The organism is Synechococcus sp. MU1655 (genome assembly GCF_023630655.1).
In the GTDB taxonomy this organism is placed as follows: domain Bacteria; phylum Cyanobacteriota; class Cyanobacteriia; order PCC-6307; family Cyanobiaceae; genus Synechococcus_C.
Map to the genome: position 1 here is coordinate 1 of NZ_JAKUHK010000015.1, position 15296 is coordinate 15296.

At 51.1% G+C, this 15296-nt stretch carries 19 protein-coding genes; 8 read left to right on the forward strand and 11 right to left on the reverse strand.

The window, feature by feature from the left end; genetic code table 11:
- Positions 1–172: 172 nt before the first annotated feature.
- Positions 173–652, forward strand: a complete 480-nt coding sequence (gene cynS, locus NCN04_RS01580; protein WP_502988737.1) for a cyanase — start codon at positions 173–175, stop codon at positions 650–652.
- A 51-nt stretch (positions 653–703) separates the two neighbouring features.
- Here the strand turns inward: cynS and NCN04_RS01585 are convergent, their stop codons facing one another.
- The 4 genes from NCN04_RS01585 to NCN04_RS01600 all read right to left on the reverse strand — a co-directional run bounded on the left by NCN04_RS01585 (position 704) and on the right by NCN04_RS01600 (position 4504).
- Positions 704–1417, reverse strand: a complete 714-nt coding sequence (locus tag NCN04_RS01585) for a HEAT repeat domain-containing protein (RefSeq protein ID WP_250394958.1) — start codon at positions 1415–1417, stop codon at positions 704–706.
- Positions 1418–1428: 11 nt separating this feature from the next.
- Positions 1429–2316: a formate/nitrite transporter family protein gene (locus NCN04_RS01590; protein ID WP_048348390.1), complete on the reverse strand. Its 888-nt coding sequence runs from the start codon at positions 2314–2316 to the stop codon at positions 1429–1431.
- A gap of 280 nt (positions 2317–2596) precedes the next feature.
- Positions 2597–4138, reverse strand: coding sequence for a ferredoxin--nitrite reductase (locus NCN04_RS01595; protein WP_250394959.1), 1542 nt, complete (start codon positions 4136–4138; stop codon positions 2597–2599).
- Between the two features lie 222 nt (positions 4139–4360).
- Positions 4361–4504 (reverse strand): hypothetical protein, encoded by a 144-nt coding sequence (locus NCN04_RS01600; protein WP_245407173.1) that lies wholly within the window; start codon positions 4502–4504, stop codon positions 4361–4363.
- Positions 4505–4546: 42 nt separating this feature from the next.
- On the opposite strand from NCN04_RS01600, the gene NCN04_RS01605 reads away from it, so the two are divergent.
- Positions 4547–5233: a DNA mismatch repair protein MutS gene (locus NCN04_RS01605; RefSeq protein ID WP_250394960.1), complete on the forward strand. Its 687-nt coding sequence runs from the start codon at positions 4547–4549 to the stop codon at positions 5231–5233.
- Positions 5234–5244: 11 nt separating this feature from the next.
- The gene (gene cobA / locus NCN04_RS01610; protein WP_250394970.1) at positions 5245–6018 is read left to right on the forward strand and encodes a uroporphyrinogen-III C-methyltransferase; all 774 of its coding nucleotides are present in this window, start codon (positions 5245–5247) and stop codon (positions 6016–6018) included.
- A gap of 53 nt (positions 6019–6071) precedes the next feature.
- Here the strand turns inward: cobA and moaB are convergent, their stop codons facing one another.
- On the reverse strand, positions 6072–6599 hold the full coding sequence (gene moaB, locus NCN04_RS01615) for a molybdenum cofactor biosynthesis protein B (protein ID WP_250394971.1): 528 nt from the start codon (positions 6597–6599) through the stop codon (positions 6072–6074).
- Between the two features lie 58 nt (positions 6600–6657).
- Here moaB and NCN04_RS01620 point away from each other — a divergent pair, with 58 nt between their 5' ends.
- The gene (locus NCN04_RS01620) at positions 6658–6912 is read left to right on the forward strand and encodes a MoaD/ThiS family protein (RefSeq protein ID WP_048347560.1); all 255 of its coding nucleotides are present in this window, start codon (positions 6658–6660) and stop codon (positions 6910–6912) included.
- Between the two features lie 10 nt (positions 6913–6922).
- Entirely contained in the window at positions 6923–7354 is a 432-nt protein-coding gene (locus NCN04_RS01625) for a molybdopterin synthase catalytic subunit (RefSeq protein ID WP_250394961.1), read from the forward strand.
- A gap of 9 nt (positions 7355–7363) precedes the next feature.
- Here NCN04_RS01625 and NCN04_RS01630 read toward each other — a convergent pair whose 3' ends face one another.
- Genes NCN04_RS01630 through NCN04_RS01645 form a run of 4 tightly spaced genes read right to left on the reverse strand, consistent with a single transcriptional unit; the run spans position 7364 to position 9595 of the window.
- Positions 7364–8623 carry a molybdopterin molybdotransferase MoeA gene (locus NCN04_RS01630; protein WP_250394972.1) on the reverse strand — a complete coding sequence of 420 codons (1260 nt, stop codon included), beginning with the start codon at positions 8621–8623 and terminating at the stop codon, positions 7364–7366.
- Positions 8607–9083: a cyclic pyranopterin monophosphate synthase MoaC gene (gene moaC / locus NCN04_RS01635; RefSeq protein WP_250394962.1), complete on the reverse strand. Its 477-nt coding sequence runs from the start codon at positions 9081–9083 to the stop codon at positions 8607–8609. Before moaC ends, NCN04_RS01630 begins: the two co-directional genes overlap by 17 nt.
- A 2-nt stretch (positions 9084–9085) precedes the next feature.
- Positions 9086–9406: a hypothetical protein gene (locus NCN04_RS01640; RefSeq protein WP_250394963.1), complete on the reverse strand. Its 321-nt coding sequence runs from the start codon at positions 9404–9406 to the stop codon at positions 9086–9088.
- Positions 9407–9433: 27 nt separating this feature from the next.
- Positions 9434–9595 (reverse strand): hypothetical protein, encoded by a 162-nt coding sequence (locus NCN04_RS01645; RefSeq protein ID WP_250394964.1) that lies wholly within the window; start codon positions 9593–9595, stop codon positions 9434–9436.
- Positions 9596–9718: 123 nt separating this feature from the next.
- On the opposite strand from NCN04_RS01645, the gene NCN04_RS01650 reads away from it, so the two are divergent.
- Entirely contained in the window at positions 9719–10174 is a 456-nt protein-coding gene (locus NCN04_RS01650) for a nitrate reductase associated protein (RefSeq protein WP_250394965.1), read from the forward strand.
- Here the strand turns inward: NCN04_RS01650 and NCN04_RS01655 are convergent.
- Both NCN04_RS01655 and NCN04_RS01660 read right to left on the reverse strand, forming a co-directional pair.
- The gene (locus NCN04_RS01655) at positions 10155–12383 is read right to left on the reverse strand and encodes a molybdopterin oxidoreductase family protein (RefSeq protein WP_250394966.1); all 2229 of its coding nucleotides are present in this window, start codon (positions 12381–12383) and stop codon (positions 10155–10157) included. The two genes, NCN04_RS01650 and NCN04_RS01655, sit on opposite strands and share 20 nt — an antisense overlap.
- A 78-nt stretch (positions 12384–12461) precedes the next feature.
- A complete protein-coding gene (locus NCN04_RS01660; protein ID WP_250394967.1) occupies positions 12462–14024 on the reverse strand; it encodes a NarK family nitrate/nitrite MFS transporter in 1563 nt (520 codons plus the stop codon).
- A gap of 240 nt (positions 14025–14264) precedes the next feature.
- Between NCN04_RS01660 and NCN04_RS01665 the strand changes: the two genes are divergently transcribed.
- Both NCN04_RS01665 and NCN04_RS01670 read left to right on the forward strand, forming a co-directional pair.
- A complete protein-coding gene (locus NCN04_RS01665; RefSeq protein WP_250394968.1) occupies positions 14265–14864 on the forward strand; it encodes a molybdenum cofactor guanylyltransferase in 600 nt (199 codons plus the stop codon).
- On the forward strand, positions 14861–15296 hold a 436-nt coding region (locus NCN04_RS01670; protein ID WP_250394969.1), incomplete at its 3' end, for a radical SAM protein. The genes NCN04_RS01665 and NCN04_RS01670, both read left to right, overlap by 4 nt.

Sequence of the window (15296 nt, forward strand, 5' to 3'; positions counted from 1 at the left end):
CTGTCTTCCTCGCCGTCGTTCTGTCGCCGATGCTGCTATTGGCTCTGCCGAGATTGTGAATCGGTAGTTAATGCATCAGTTTTAGGCCTTGATCTTGTAGATGATTTATTCACTGCTAAGTCGCTCCGCAAGGGTTGCTGATCTCTAGTAGTTCGTTTATTCGTCTTATTACATGACTACTTCTACCTTGGCGCCGTCATTGGCTGGTCCCTCACCGTCGACGCTCACCGCTTCGCTCATGGCGGCCAAAAAGGCGAAGGGATTGTCCTTCGCTGATTTAGAGGCGGCCCTTGGGCTCGATGAGGTTTGGATTGCTTCTCTCTTTTATGGACAGGCAACCGCTTCCCCTGAAGAAGCAGAGAAATTAGCAACATTGTTAGGTTTAGATCCAGCCATAACCGCTGCACTCCAGGAGTTTCCAACGAAAGGCAGCCTTGATCCTGTGATCCCGACAGATCCATTGATCTATCGCTTCTATGAAATCATGCAGGTTTATGGAATGCCTCTGAAAGATGTTATTCAGGAAAAGTTTGGTGATGGAATTATGAGTGCTATTGATTTTACTTTGGATGTTGATAAGGTTGAGGATCCAAAGGGGGATAGGGTTGAGATTACGATGTGCGGAAAATTTCTTCCTTATAAGAAATGGTGAGCTTTTAACTTTTTAGAGAGTATTGCCCGGCATGTCCGGGCTTTTTTTGGCTTAAAATTGCTGTTGAAGTTGTTGCTCTGCTTGGGCGAGACGTTGTGGGTTCGTGAGTTCTAGGCTTAAACATTTCAATTGTTCTTTGCTATGAGTTGTTCCTATACATCCCAGTGCTTTTAATGCGGCTTGAGCACTGCCGTCAGATCCGTTGTGGACGAGCTTGGCCAACCTGTCACTGATAACCTTTTCGTCTCGTCGCTGCAGCAAACGAATGCAGGCAATCACTACAGGGTCACGCCAATCTTGAAGAGTACATTCACATAATTGCAGTAATTCACTTGCTTGAAGTTGATGAGATTTGAAGCTGAGAAGATTTAAACCAGCGAGGCGTTGTGCTTGGCTTGGTAACTGCAAGATATGCTCAAATTGAGTCAGCGTGAGCTCGGAACCCCAGCAACTCAGTGCGTTGAGCAGTAAGGCATCGGGAGTATTGGATTGATTCAGTTGTGCGAGCAGCCAATCTTTTGCTTCAGGTTGATGGCAGAGGCCGGCGGCATGGATGAATTCAGGTTGAATTCCGTGTTGCTTGATCAGAGTCTGGATGATTGGCCAGCCTGTTTCTGCCAACATCCCCAAGCGTTCAGCCACTGCAAAACGGAGTTCATCAGAAAGGCTGGGAGAGAAAATCTCTCCCAGCCAGGTTGGATTCAATGGAATCCTCCGTGCATTGGACAGCCGATCCCAGAGGGTGGCCTCATCTATTGCACTCATGGGGTTTGAAATTAGCGAGCACCAAGTTCGGCGGCAAGTTCACGTTCCAGTTTCTCATCATGCTCTGTAGGTAGAACATCTGAAATTTTGGTGCGGTGGGTGCTGTAAAAGAGCATGCCGATGAATACCATGCCTCCAACAATATTACCTAGCGTAACTGGGAGGAAATTCCAGAAGATTACTTTGTAAAAGGGCACTCCTGATCCAAGAATCGGACCAGCGGTGTGTAGGAATTGATTCACAACAATGTGTTCCATGCCTAATGATTGGAAAGCGGTGATGGGTAACCAGCAAGCCAAGATTTTTCCTGGAACACTTTTGCTCACAAGAGCCATCGTGACACCTAGGCAAACCAACCAGTTGGCAACAACTCCGCGAAGGAATGCTAAAAAGAAGCCCATACTTCCAAGAGCTTCGTACTTTTTCACAACGTTGATCTGATTAAGAGCAACGATTTTCTGAGCAACGAGATCCCAAATCGGTGGCCCAACATTCTCAGCAGCAGCATCCAAGCTGCCACTCGTCAGGCTGATGCCCATGATGATGGCGACCACGAGTGTGCCAATGAAATTACCAATCCACACCCACACCCAATTGCGAAATGTTGCACTCCAGCTGCATTTGCCGGCCCATGTTGCCATCGGCAGCAATGCGAAGTTACCGGTCACCAGCTCCATCCCGAAGAGGACAATGCTTGCAAAACCAAATGGGAATAGGAGAGAACCTACGAATGGCAGTTTTGTCAGGATTCCCACCGTGAGGGCCAGGACCACTGCGAGACCAAGAATGGCTCCGGAGTAAAAACCACGGATCAGCAGGTTTTTAATGCTGACTGTTGCTTTCTTGCCGCCGGCTAAAATCATGCCGTCGACGAGTTCATTAGGTAGGACGTAGTCCATCTGGGACGCTGTTGCACTCATGATTGGGTGTTTAGTAGATGAAAGGGAATCAACCGCTGACGCGATTCATGAAGCGTGAGAAAAAATCTTGATTCTGTGGTGCTACAGAAATTGGTGCTTTATCTTCCCCACTTGCGCTAAGCCAGTTAACAAAACGCGATAGGAAATCAACTTTGAAAGCCATTGTGAAATAAGCCGATGTGAAGATTGCTGAAACGTTGAACCATGGCTTCAAAACAAAGCGCCACGGTTTCCTGAAAGGAGTAGCGATTTAGTGCGATTAAGCCCGAGGTTTTGCTCCGAATTGTTCAATCAGAACCTGTTTAAGAACATTTTGAATGTCTTCTGCAGGAATAGCCTTTTGCTGAATTTCGCCGATCTGTGGGTTTTCGCCTTGCGATCCTCCAATGCTCAGCGTGTAGCCCTCACCCATTTCGCCCTTACTGTTTTTCGCTTTGGTGCCTGTCAGACCAATCGCACCCATGAAGGCTTGCCCACAGGTATTGGGGCATCCGGTCCAATGGATCTTGAGCTCTTCGGGCAGTTCGAGTTCTGCATCGAGTCGCTTAGCAGCAGCAATCGCTTGATCTTTGGTGTTGGTGAGACCAAAACTGCAGTAGGTGTTGCCTGTGCAGGAGACGGTTCCCGCTGCGATGGCACCTGGCTCAAGAGGGAAGCGCTGTAGCAAAGGATCGGCTTTGAAGCGGTCCAGCTTGGCTGTTGAAAGCCCCACGATGATGACGTTCTGGTCTTCTGTTAGGCGAATTTCTCCAGTTCCGTATTCCAGGCTCGCTGTGGCTAAATCGTGAAGGTCTGTTGCGGTGAGTCGTCCAACACTGACGTGGAGACCTGCGAAGAATTCATCTTTATTCTTTTGGGGATGGATGCCGTAGTGAGATCGCGGTGTGGAGTTAAAAATTGAACCCGGATCTTCTGTGAGTGGACCAAAGAGGACCTCAACTTCATTCCTAAATGCGTCAATGCCAAGCTCGTCGAGATACATGCGAAAGCGTCCCTTGGGGCGCTTGTTTCGTTCGCCGTTGTCACGCCATAAGCGAATGACGCAATCTGTCATTTTACAAATTTCATCCTGCTTTACCCAGGCATTCAGGGGAATGGCATACGCGTTCATTTGGGAGGAAAGAATTCCGCCGATCCAAACACCGAAACCCATCACACCATCGCGTTCAACGGGGTGAAAGACGATGTCGTTGTGAAGTAAGAAATTATCTTTGGCGCCAGCAACAGCAGTATTCCATTTGCGAGGAAGATTGGAAAACTCTGGATTGCCTTGGCAATTATTGGTTAGAAAGTTATGTAGTTCGGTTGTGAAGGGACGAGTGTCGATGATTTCGTTCGGATCAATTCCTGCTAAGGGATTTCCAGTGACATTTCTGGGGTTGTCAAATCCTGATTGAATTGAACTGAGACCAACGGCCTTCAAGCGTTTTATAATATCGGGGAGATCGTCAAGTAATACTCCTCGAAGTTGCAAGTTCTGTCGTGTTGTGATATCGCAGCTTCCATTTTCGCCGTAACGTTCAACAATGGAAGCGACAACGCGGATCTGTTCGTTGCTGAGCACACCATTGGGTACTCGCAGGCGAAGCATGAATTTTCCTGGAGTTTTTGGCCGCCAGAACATCCCATACCATTTGAGGCGGAGCTGAAGATCGGTTTCATCAACCTCTTCCCAGCCAATTCTTGCAAACTCTTCTAATTCACTTCCAACAAGAAGGCCATCTTTAGAGGCTTTGTTTTGCTCAATTTTATTGAGCTTCTTGTTTTCTAGGAATGGTCTTGTTGGGATTTGAATGCTCATAGCGCTGATGCTTGATACGGGAATTCGTCTGTAAGCGACATTTCCAGCACATCAGAGAAAAATCCGTGCTGCAAAGTGTTTATAGCGATCGATGGGGTAGTGTTTCGGTATCGGTTGGAACCAAATTGGCGGCTCCTGACTTGAAATATTGTTTGATTGGCTACATGCAAGTGCTTTGATTTCTGGCTCTATAGATTTGAATTTCAGAAGCAGAAGATTGCATCAGTATTGGCGGCCGATTTCTCCGATCCAGCGAACAGCCCCCTGGCGGATCATGGACCAAACCCTTGCCATGGCAGCTAAGTCGCGATCGAAATCATTCTTGAACCGCTGCGATGCTCGGTTGTTGCGAACGCTTGATTGCATGGGGGCGCGAGAATGCCCTCTGCGGTAGTAAGTCATGCATGCATGAACGGAAACCACCTGACTACATCAGTTCAAGGGGCTTTTGATCCGTGGCCGTTGTTACGGAAACGGGGCGAATCAGGGGGTGCAACTGCCCTTCGTCTGGTGGTCCACGGCCGTTCTGGTGGCCTCGTTCCCCCTTGTGTGCGGGAGATTTCGGTGGCTGTTGCTGAGTGCCGAGCGGCCCCAGTTGAATTGGAGGTGCTCACCGCAGAGGTTCCGACGGCAGCGCAGTGTGACTCACAATGGCTGGTGCCCCTTCTCTTGCTTCCTGGCAGTCATGCCAGAAGCGATGTGCCTCTGATTCGTGACCGCTTGAGGAGCGAGGGCGTTGTGGTGAAGCCTCTTCCCTTTCTTGGTTCCTGGGAGTGTTGGTGGGTGCTGATGTCCCGTTGGATTGAGGTTGTTGTTGCTCAAAATCGATCTCTGGCACTCGTTCACCATCCATTGAGGCCAGGGCTCTCTGATCGCTTTTTGATTTCAGTGCAACGTCGCTTCGGCTTACCTGTGGTGGCCTTTGATGTCTGGGACCAGTTTGCTAAGAATCAACCCAACATGGTTCCATTGCCGCTCTCGCTGGCTCCCAACCGGATGTCGGAGGCGTTGGGTCAGGCTGGTGGGCTGCCATCCCTCTTAGAAGTTCCCGAGCTTCGTCAGGGTCTTATTCATTGTCTAGCTGCATTGCCGTGATTGACTCGACCATGACAGGAACTGTGTATCTCGTCGGTGCTGGACCAGGAGATCCCGACCTTCTCACCGTGAAGGCTCATCGTCTACTGCGATGTTGTGATGCTCTCGTCTACGACTCCCTGGTTCCAAGCGAGGTCCTGAATCTCGTTCCAGACACTTGTGAACGTCATTTTGTCGGCAAACGTCGCGGACACCACTCCGTGCCTCAGCCCAGTACCAACTCGGTGTTGGTGGCCTTGGGTCAGCGCTATCAAACGGTGGTTCGCTTAAAAGGTGGAGATCCTTTCCTGTTTGGTCGTGGTGGAGAGGAGGCCGCTCATCTGGTGTCCCATGGCATTGCGGTTGAGGTGGTTCCTGGTGTCACGGCCGGGATTGCCGCTCCGGCGTATGCCGGAATTCCGGTCACGCATCGTCGAGCAGGCTCGTCGGTCACCTTCGTAACGGGTCATGAGGAGATTGACAAACGTCGCCCATCCGTGAATTGGCGTGCGTTAGCTACCGCGAGTGATGGTTTAGTGATTTATATGGGTTTGCATAACCTTCCACGGATTGCCGAGGAATTAATCGCCGGTGGTTTAGATGGAGATACTCCTGTGGCTGTCGTTCAGCAGGGCACGGTTGCTGGTCAGCGTTGCTTGAAGGCACCCTTGCGGGAGGTGGCAGAAGCCACCCGAACAGAAAAATTTGCATCGCCTTCCATCGTTGTCGTGGGAGATGTGGTGAACCAGCAAGTCACTGCTTGCTCACCTGAGCCCGCTGCGGTCACGATGCCGATTCCATTTTGAAGTCCGTTCCTTTTGCCGCAGCGATGATTCAGACCAGTCCGAGTCTTATTCACCTAATCAGGATTGAGCTTGGGTGTCCAAGATGTTTCTCGTAATCGCGGCAGAAGTTGCACAAGGTTGCAAGGACGGGTGTTCGCGTCCAATTGGCTGGAGATAATTCGATCCCAAGCTGTTTGAACAGCATCTAAAGAACCGGGAAGAACGAAAACGATGGTGCCGTTGGCGACGCCAGCAAGGCAACGACTTTGAAGAGTGCTGGTGCCAATGCTTTCGTAGGACAGAACGCGGAACAGTTCTCCGAAACCGTCGATGGTTTTGTCGAGTAAGGGAGCGATGGCTTCCGGGGTCCCATCACGACCTGTGAGCCCAGTCCCGCCGCTGGTGATCACCACATCAATGGTTGGGTTGGCGATCCATTGACTCAGCTCAGATCGAATGAGGTAACGATCATCAGGGCAGATTTTTCGATCACTCAGTTGATGACCTGCCGTTGCCAGGCGTTGTGCCAGTGCGTCGCCGCTGCTGTCTTCCGCCCTTGTGCGTCGGTCGGAAATGGTGAGAAGAGCAATGGAGAGGGTCAGTTCAGGATCATGCGCCTGTTCTGACGCTAAAACCAAACAGTGCTCGAGATTGTCCACTATGACGAAATCTCAGGAGAGATCCATCCACGTGTTGTTGTTTGCCTCTCTTCGCGACCAAGCGGGCTGGGCTGAACAATTGCTGACGCTCCCTGACAGAGAGGTTGTTACCGCTGAAGATATCTGGACTCAGTTGCACCTTGGTCCTCGACCTGCAGCGGTGCAAATTGCGATTAATCAGCAGTTGGTGGCTCCGATGACGTCGGTGCATTCCGGGGATGAAATCGCGTTTCTTCCACCATTTACGGGAGGTTAAAGGGGGTTTGATGCAAGAGAAGATCACGGTCCAAATACACAGCCAAATCTTTGATCCTTGGATTCACTTGGCTGCCTGGTCGTCTCAGACTGCGGCGTTAGCCACATTTGTGGGTCGTGTGCGTGATGTTGCGCAGGATGGAAGACCTTTGGACGCGTTTGAGCTCACGCACTATCCAAAAATGTGTGAGGGAGTCATCCGTCAGAACGCACAACGGTTGTTGATTGATCACGGTGCCAACTCAGCTCTTGTGCTTCATCGGGTGGGTCGCATGCTGCCCTCGGAGGTGATTGTGCTAGTGGCTGTTGAGGCTGATCGCCGTGGCCCTGCTCAGCGTTGTTGCATGGATTTGCTGGAGGCGATTAAGCATCAGGCTCCTTTCTGGAAAAGAGAATGGAGGAATGGGCAGGGCACATGGCTCAGCGGCAATACACCGCTTTGAATGCATGTACTAGAGGAGGCGTGTTCGGATCAGTTGCGCCCAAAGACTCTCGCCCACTTCCAACCCTCCTGTTTCTGCGGGAATCTCCAGCAAAAGATCGCTGTTAAGCAGGGAGCCAATGCGGGATGAGGCTTGTGAATCGCTCACTCGCGCCATGAGCTCTCCGCTCGCATCGACCTCCAATTGAGCGCGGGCGAGTTCGGGGCGGCCTGGCCGGCGAGCCAAAGCGTTGGCCAGTTTGACTTTGACGCGCGGAAATAAGTCAGGCTCTTCTTGACCTTCCAGCAACTGCAAGGCGGGCCAGAGCAGCTGTAGGGCGGTGATTGCTGCAGCGACAGGGTTTCCAGGGAGGCCAAAGAAAGGCACGTTGCCTTCTCGGCTGTTGATGTGCCCGAAAGCGAAGGGGCGTCCTGGCTTCAGAAACAGTTTCCAGAAACTAACTTGCCCCAATTCGTTGACGAGCTCCCGGATCCAGTCAGTGTCACCAGCGGAAATTCCCCCTGTGCTCACCACAACATCACAGGTTTTGCTGAGCTCAGCTAGCGCGCGCCGCAAAGCTTCTGGTTGATCGGGAACCACGCACCGTGAATGCACGACCTGGTGAAGGCTGTTCAGGATCGCCTCAAGCAGGGTGCCATTGCTCTCCCATATGGCCCCAGCTCGTCGCTCTAGCCCGGCTGGCACGAGCTCATCGCCGCTGATCAGGAGGCCAATGCGAGGTTTTTGATGGACCTGAAGCGTGGCTACACCGCAACCTGCTAAGCGTCCAAGCTGGGAAGGCGTTAAGCGTTGGCCATGATTTATCAATAGATCACCGGTTTTGCATTCTTCGTCTTCGGCTCTGATCCAGGGTTGATCCGAAACTTCAACAGCCAAGGTCAGTTGCGTTTGGCTGGTCTCCGCACATTCTTGTGGCAAGACCCAGCCTGCTCCTTCTGGGAGGGGGGCTCCGGTCAAGATACGGATGGCTTCACCAGCGTTTAAGCCCCGATCAAAAGGAGAGCCAGGAGCTGATCGGCCTTGAAGGATCCATTGTTGACCGACTGTAGGTTGATGGTGTTGCCCTAAGGCGTACCCGTCCATAATCGAGGCTCGGAACCCTGGGATCGAGACAGGAGCATTGATTGACTTGGCATTGACGCGCCCAAGCGCCTCATCAAGAGGCACGGTTGTTAACGCATTGATTGGGCTGATGTCTGCGAGTAGACGATGTCTGGCTTCGCTAAGAGGTAACCCTTCGCGTCCATAGGGCTCAACGGGACCAGGCACCGTTGCGACCTCCATCTTTATGGATAAGAACGATCTGACTCAAGGTCATCCCTGGATCAATGGACTTGAGCATGTCGTAAAGCGTGAGTAATCCAATAGACACTGCTGTCATGGATTCCATCTCCACACCCGTGTTGTGTGTTGTTCTGCACCGGCAGCACAGGATGAGTCCCGGTAGTGAGGGATCCGGTTCAATCGTGACCTCCACACCACTGAGTGGTAACTGGTGGCAAAGGGGAATCAGTTCCCAGGTCCGTTTCGCCGCCTGAATGGCTGCGACTCGCGCAACAGCGAGGAGATCACCTTTCGGTGTGTTGCCGGAACGGATCAGTTCCAGCGTGGTTGGCTGCATTTGAAGGCAGCCTTTAGCGGTTGCTTGGCGTTTCGTTGGACGGCGATCACCCACATCAACCATGTGAACTTCACCTGATGTGTTGAGGTGAGTGAGGCCTTCTTCCATGTTCAGCGGCTTCCTAAGGCAGACCAAAGTGTTGCCTCAGATCCCACAACTGGATCCACAACGGCTTTTGGCGATGCGTTGGTGGCCGTTGCTGACGAAAGTTGCTCAACCAACTCGCTGCGGGATCCCATATCGGCCCAGAGGGTGGCTGGTGAAGCAATCACTGGCTCCACTTGTGCATTGGGTCTGGTGCCGTCGATCGCAACCCCACCTTGACTGCGCACCATTTGGACCGCAAGTGAGCCAACAATGAAGGCTCCTAGAAAGCCCGTCGCGATTGCGATTTGGCTGCGATTTCCTGTAGAGACGACCCCAGAGTTCATGCCTAAATTGAAGAATTCAGACTCTCACTATGGAAACGTGTTGAGTGGATCGCTACCAAATGAAGCAAAAGCTCCAGGATAATTCACATTCTTGACGCCATAGGGGGTGCCTGCATGCGCATTGGCTTCGCTGGTATACCAGCCGTGAAGAGAGCCAAGAAGAAGTCCAAGTGAAATGGCTAAACGCATCCAAGAGGCCATAAGCTCACAAAATCTTCTCTGTGAACGTTGAAGCTCGAGGTTGCGAATGAAACCGTTTCGGGGGCGATGTCTACAAATGGTTCAGTTTGAACAATTTATGTCGTTAAATGCATGAATCAATCCAGTCATTGCTTTGGGTTTGAGAAGGATTTTGTTGGGAATTGGCGTTGTATTCCTCTTTGTGTCAGGCGAAAGCTAGACCTCATGGGTGTCAAACTGAAGTTGAGTCACTGGATGGAGTTCACTCAGGAGCAGCGCCAAGATTTGGTGGATTGGCTTGATCAACCTTCAGCTTTGTCTGGCATGCGGGAGCACTTGCGGAAGCTCACCCTTGAGACTGTCGATGGGATGGTGAAAGATCTACCGATGGCTGTGGATGAGCCTTGGCAGACTTTGGCTGTGATTCCCCAGGCTATTCAGCAAGCAGCTTGGGAGAGATCTGCTTCCATCGGCACGAACCAATGGGCTGATTTATTTGAATTGGAGCGTTTTGCCCTATGTAAATTGGTTCGTCCTGGCCATGATCATCACAACTTGGATGCTGCTTTTAGCGAAATACTGGGTTGATCAATTGTCGAAGCGCTTCTAAGCGCCCTGCTTCCTGTTCGATTGGTTTGATGACAGAAACTGCTGGAGCGACGATGACTGCACTTGCTTTTAATTCCGGTTGTTTTGATATGGGGCAAGCCTGCTCATGCATCAGTGCATTCACTTCACAGGCTTGAGCTTGCGTGAATCCCCAATGCATCGGAAGAAAGACTGTGCTCCGTCGGATTTTGTCTGTGACTTTCACACGAGCGGTGAGTTGGCCCCTTCGGGAGCTCACCGCAGCTAGCTCTCCATGCTTCACCGCAAATTGATCCGCATCTTTAGGGTTAATTTCTAAGAGGGGTTCTGGATGCATCGTTTTTAAGCGCTCTACCTTCCCTGTCCGAGTCATCGTGTGCCACTGTCCGAGATAGCGGCCAATCGTGAGAACTAGTGGGTAGGTGTCACAGGGTGGCTCTGCAAGACCAAGCGGTTGGTCGCTACAGAACCGTGCTCGTCCATTTGCGGTTAAAAACTTGTGATTGGTATACAGCCGTTTTGACTCTTGAGATGGTGAACTGTCTTGAGGAAATGGCCATTGCTGTGGTCCTTCTTTGGCAAGCACTTCATGACTTAAGCCTGAGACATCACATAATCGTTTTTGTGTTAATGCTGTGAATTCTGCGTATACCTCGGCTGCAGAGTTGTATGTGAATTGTTCTTTGAAACCAAGGCGTCTTCCGATCTCGGCAAACACCTCCCAATCGGGACGACTTTCTCGATGGAGATTTCTGAATGCAGGGCAGTAAGTAACCCTTCGTTCAGAGTTGGTCATGGTTCCAGTTTTTTCGCTCCATTGAGCAGCTGGTAACAGCAGATGGGCGTAATGCGATGTTTCTGAGTCTGCATAGGCTTCGCTAACAACGACCAAGGGGCAGCGCTTCATCGCTGCTTTAACTCGCTCTAGATCTGGCATGCTCACCAGAGGATTGGTTGCAGCCACCCACCACAAATCAAGCTCTCCTCGTTCCATCGCCTCCACCTGTTGCCAGGCCGTAAGGCCAGGCTTGGACGCAATTTTCCCTTTGGTAAATCCCCACGTTTGCTCGACTTCAGCGCGATGCTCGGGGTTCGTGACTTGGCGATATCCAGGTAGAAGATGGGAGAGGCCGCCTGCTTCTCTGCCTCCCATGGCGTTGGGTTGTCCAGTGAGTGAAAAGGGTCCGGATCCTTCTTTGCCAATTTGACCCGTCAATAAGTGCAAGTTAATGATTCCACCCACTACTGCGGTTCCTTCGCGCCGTTGATTCACGCCCATCGACCAGAGGCTCAAGACTTTTTCGCGGCGATGAAAAAGTTGGGCGACTTCCCGAAGGCGTTTTTCTGGAATGCCACAAAACAAGGCCACCCGTCTAGGCGTCCAGCGGGCAATGACATCAAAAAAGGAGTCGTAGTTGTCTGTGCAGTTATCAATAAATGCAGGGTCCTGTCCGTTTTCACGCATCACCAGGTGGGCGATGCCATGAAGGAGGGCAAGGTCACTGCCAGGAGCTACCGCTAGATGGATGTCAGCTGCCTTTGCGGTATCGGTTTGGCGCGGATCTACCACCACGATGGTGAGAGCGCCAGGATGTCTTTTTTTTCGTTTCAGTAATCGTTGAAACAGCACTGGATGACACTCGGCGGTGTTGGTTCCGATCAGAAATGCCACCGTGCAATGGTCTAGGTCTTCGTAGCTGCAAGGCGGACCATCTGAGCCCAAACTGCGGGTGTAGCCGGCAACAGCAGAACTCATGCAGAGTCTTGAATTAGCGTCGAAATTGTTAGTCCCAAGCGCTCCTTTGAGTAATTTTTGAGCTAGGTAATAATCTTCGGTATGGAATTGTCCGGAGCCATACATGGCGATGGAGTCTGGTCCCTTGGATTTCAGGCTTGTTTTGATTTGGCTTGAGATGCGTTCAAGAGCCTCATCCCAGCTGATGGGTTGGAACTCGTAATCAAGACTGGTTCGGCCAAGGGGTTGATCAAGTCGGCCCCTTGAGAGGGTTTCGCCGACTGTGGCCCCTTTGATGCAAACTTGGCCGAGACTTGATGGATGGAGTCGATCTCCTCTAGCTGTCCACATAGGAGTTCCATCTGCATCTCGACGGACGGCTTCCCCTTTCTTTGCTGGTGGTCGTAAGTCCAGACCACAACCCACTCCGCAATATGGACATTGACTGCGAATGGTTGTGGTTGGCTCTGCCATGGTTTTGATATGGGCGTAATAGAAATACCCGGTGCTTTGGGCACCGGGTGCAATGTTCTTCTGAGAAGGTTGTTGGAATCAGTTCTTCGCGAATTGAGGACTCGCTATTTCTCCTTCATGTAATTCAGCGAAGGATCCTTGCGGTTCCTTGAGGAAAAAGAAGCAGAAGAAGGCAACAATTAGTCCAGCGATTCCTAAGACTTGGAAGAAAGCACTATTGGAGGCTGCAATGATTTCTGGTGAAGGATCCTTTCCTCCACCCATCCACATGGGCAGCAGGCTAAAAATAGTCAGATAAGTCACGGCTCCAACATTGCCATAAGCTCCGACCAAGCCAGCGACTTGACCTGTAACGCGTCTCTTCACCAAAGGAACCAGAGCGAACGTTGCTCCTTCTCCAGACTGGACGAAGAAGGAGGCAAGCATCGTGATCAAGACAGCAATGATGATTCCTGACGTTCCACTGAAAGTGCCAGGTTTAATCATGCTCATGACGAGATAACCAATCCCTAGACCCGCTGTTAAGAAGCCCATTGTGTTCTTTCGACTCCCTAGCTTGTCAGAGATGAGTCCACCGGCAGGGCGAGCCACAAGATTCACAAAGGCGAAGCAGGAAGCGAGGATGCCCGCGGTTGCCTTTGGGAGATCAAACGTGGTTTCGAAGAACGTTGGCAACATTGAAACGACAGCCAATTCAGATCCGAAATTCACAATGTATGTGAGTTCAAGAATGGCAACTTGTTTGAATTCGTAGCGATCTTCTTTGGGGTAGACCTTTGTACCCAAAATCAATTCACGATTGGTACGAATAATTCCCCATGTCTGAAATATGAACCAGATCAGAACGGCGCCTAGAGCCAGTGGATAGGTGCCGCTATTGAGGAAACCTACTTTTTGCAGACGCCAGCAGAGTACACAGAGAATGGCCGCAAAGGGCACGTTCATACCGAGCAAACCCCAAAAATCACGCATGGAAGTTACTTCCAAGCCAGCTGTTCGATTCGGTTTTTGGTAAACCTTGCCTGGAGGTGTATCGGTGACGTTGAAGTAGTAGATGAAGCCGTAGACAGCAGAGATAATCCCAGTTAGTGCAATAGCACCACGCCAATTAATGATTGCGCCTGAGGGCAGTTCGAAGCCGCCTGAGAACGAGAGCCATCCGGCGAGTCCAACCAGAGTTAGAGCGGAGAATGCGGATCCAAAATTGCCCCAGCCGCCATAGATGCCCTCAGCGAGGCCAATCTCTTTGGGAGGGAACCATTCAGCCACCATTCGGATACCAATCACAAAGCCTGCGCCAACGATCGAGAGCAGCAGGCGTGCCACGACTAATTGATTGAAATCTTGTGCAGAAGCAAACATCAGGCAAGGAATGACCGAAAAAACCAGAAGAGTGGAATAGGTCAGTCGAGGCCCAAATTTATCGAGGAGCATTCCGATCAGAACACGCGCTGGAATTGTGAGAGCCACATTGCAGATGGCCACTGTGCGTATCTGACCAACACTTAAGCCCAAATCTGCCTTAACAGTGGTGGCAAGTGGAGCCAAGTTGAACCAGACCACAAAGGTCAGAAAAAATGCAAACCAGGTGAGATGAAGAGTTCGGTATCTCCCCTGGAAAGACCAGAGTTCTCCAAGCATGGGGGTATTGAGGATGGATGTAAACCCCGGCTTCCTAATAAATGCGCTGAGGATTCAAGCAGCGGCGCGAATGCAAACCGCTTTTTGATTTCATCATCAATCGAATCCCTGTCTCGTCGCGACGGATACCGAATGGACACAGAACTACATAATTGGCTAGATCGATTTCAGGGCTTTTCTTACGTTTGGATGTATTCGCTACATTTCGAGCAAATGTGTTGTGCCCGGATAATGGTTTAGATGGCTGATTTCTCGTTGGTGCAGGATCTTGAGGCTTGCGTGCTTTCTGGCGGATTGAGCCGACGCATGGGGCGTGACAAGGCGTTGATTCCTCATCCGCAAGGAGGCTGTTGGTTGACTCGTAGCATTGAATTGAGTCGAAAACAGGGTCTGGCTGTTCATGTAGTCAGTTCGCATTCAAGCCATGACCTGTTGGCTTCAGCGCTGGATGGTGTGACATGCAGGTCAGATCCTTTTCCTGGTATGGGACCATTGGCTGCCCTTTCGGCTGTCTTTGGTAAGACCAAGGCCCTAGGTTTGTTGGTGATGCCTGTTGATATGCCTTGGTTGGAATCCACGACTCTTGATCAGCTGATTGGAGTCTGGAAGGAGAATCCCTCCGTTGCGGTGGTGTCGCATGACGGGAACCGACTTCAGCCCCTGTTTGCCATTTATCCCAATGACAGTGTTTATCGGACCACCATGTTGCTTCAATTGGCTTCTGATCAGTTGAGAATGCTCGATTGGCTTCATCAAGTGCCGTATCAGACGCTCGTACTTCCTGAGGCCCTATTGCGCAACGCCAATTGCCCTGCTGATCTCACTGTGCTTGATGAATGATGCAGTCATCATCGGTGATTGATTTGCTTGATCGGCCTCTCGGAGTGTTGAGGCTATCCCTCACTGCTCGTTGTAATTTAGCGTGCCCATATTGCTGTCCAGATAGTGTGGAGCCGCAGGGGTTGTTGTCAACTTCAGATCAGCTGCGATTGATTCATTCGGCGTGTGTTTTAGGTGTTCATACTTTGCGTCTAACAGGTGGTGAGCCTCTTTTAACCGATCGGCTTTGGCCGCTCCTCGAGGCGCTTTCGGTTGGTAGAGCAACGTCCGGCCATCCCCTGTCTCGATTAAAAGACCTAGCAATTACGACGAATGGATCACTCCTTGATGACGCGAAAGCTCAACAACTGCGTGCTTTGGGAGTTGATCGCATCACCATCAGTTTGGATGCTGTAGATGCTGAAAGTATCGCTAGGATGGCTGGTCTTCGTC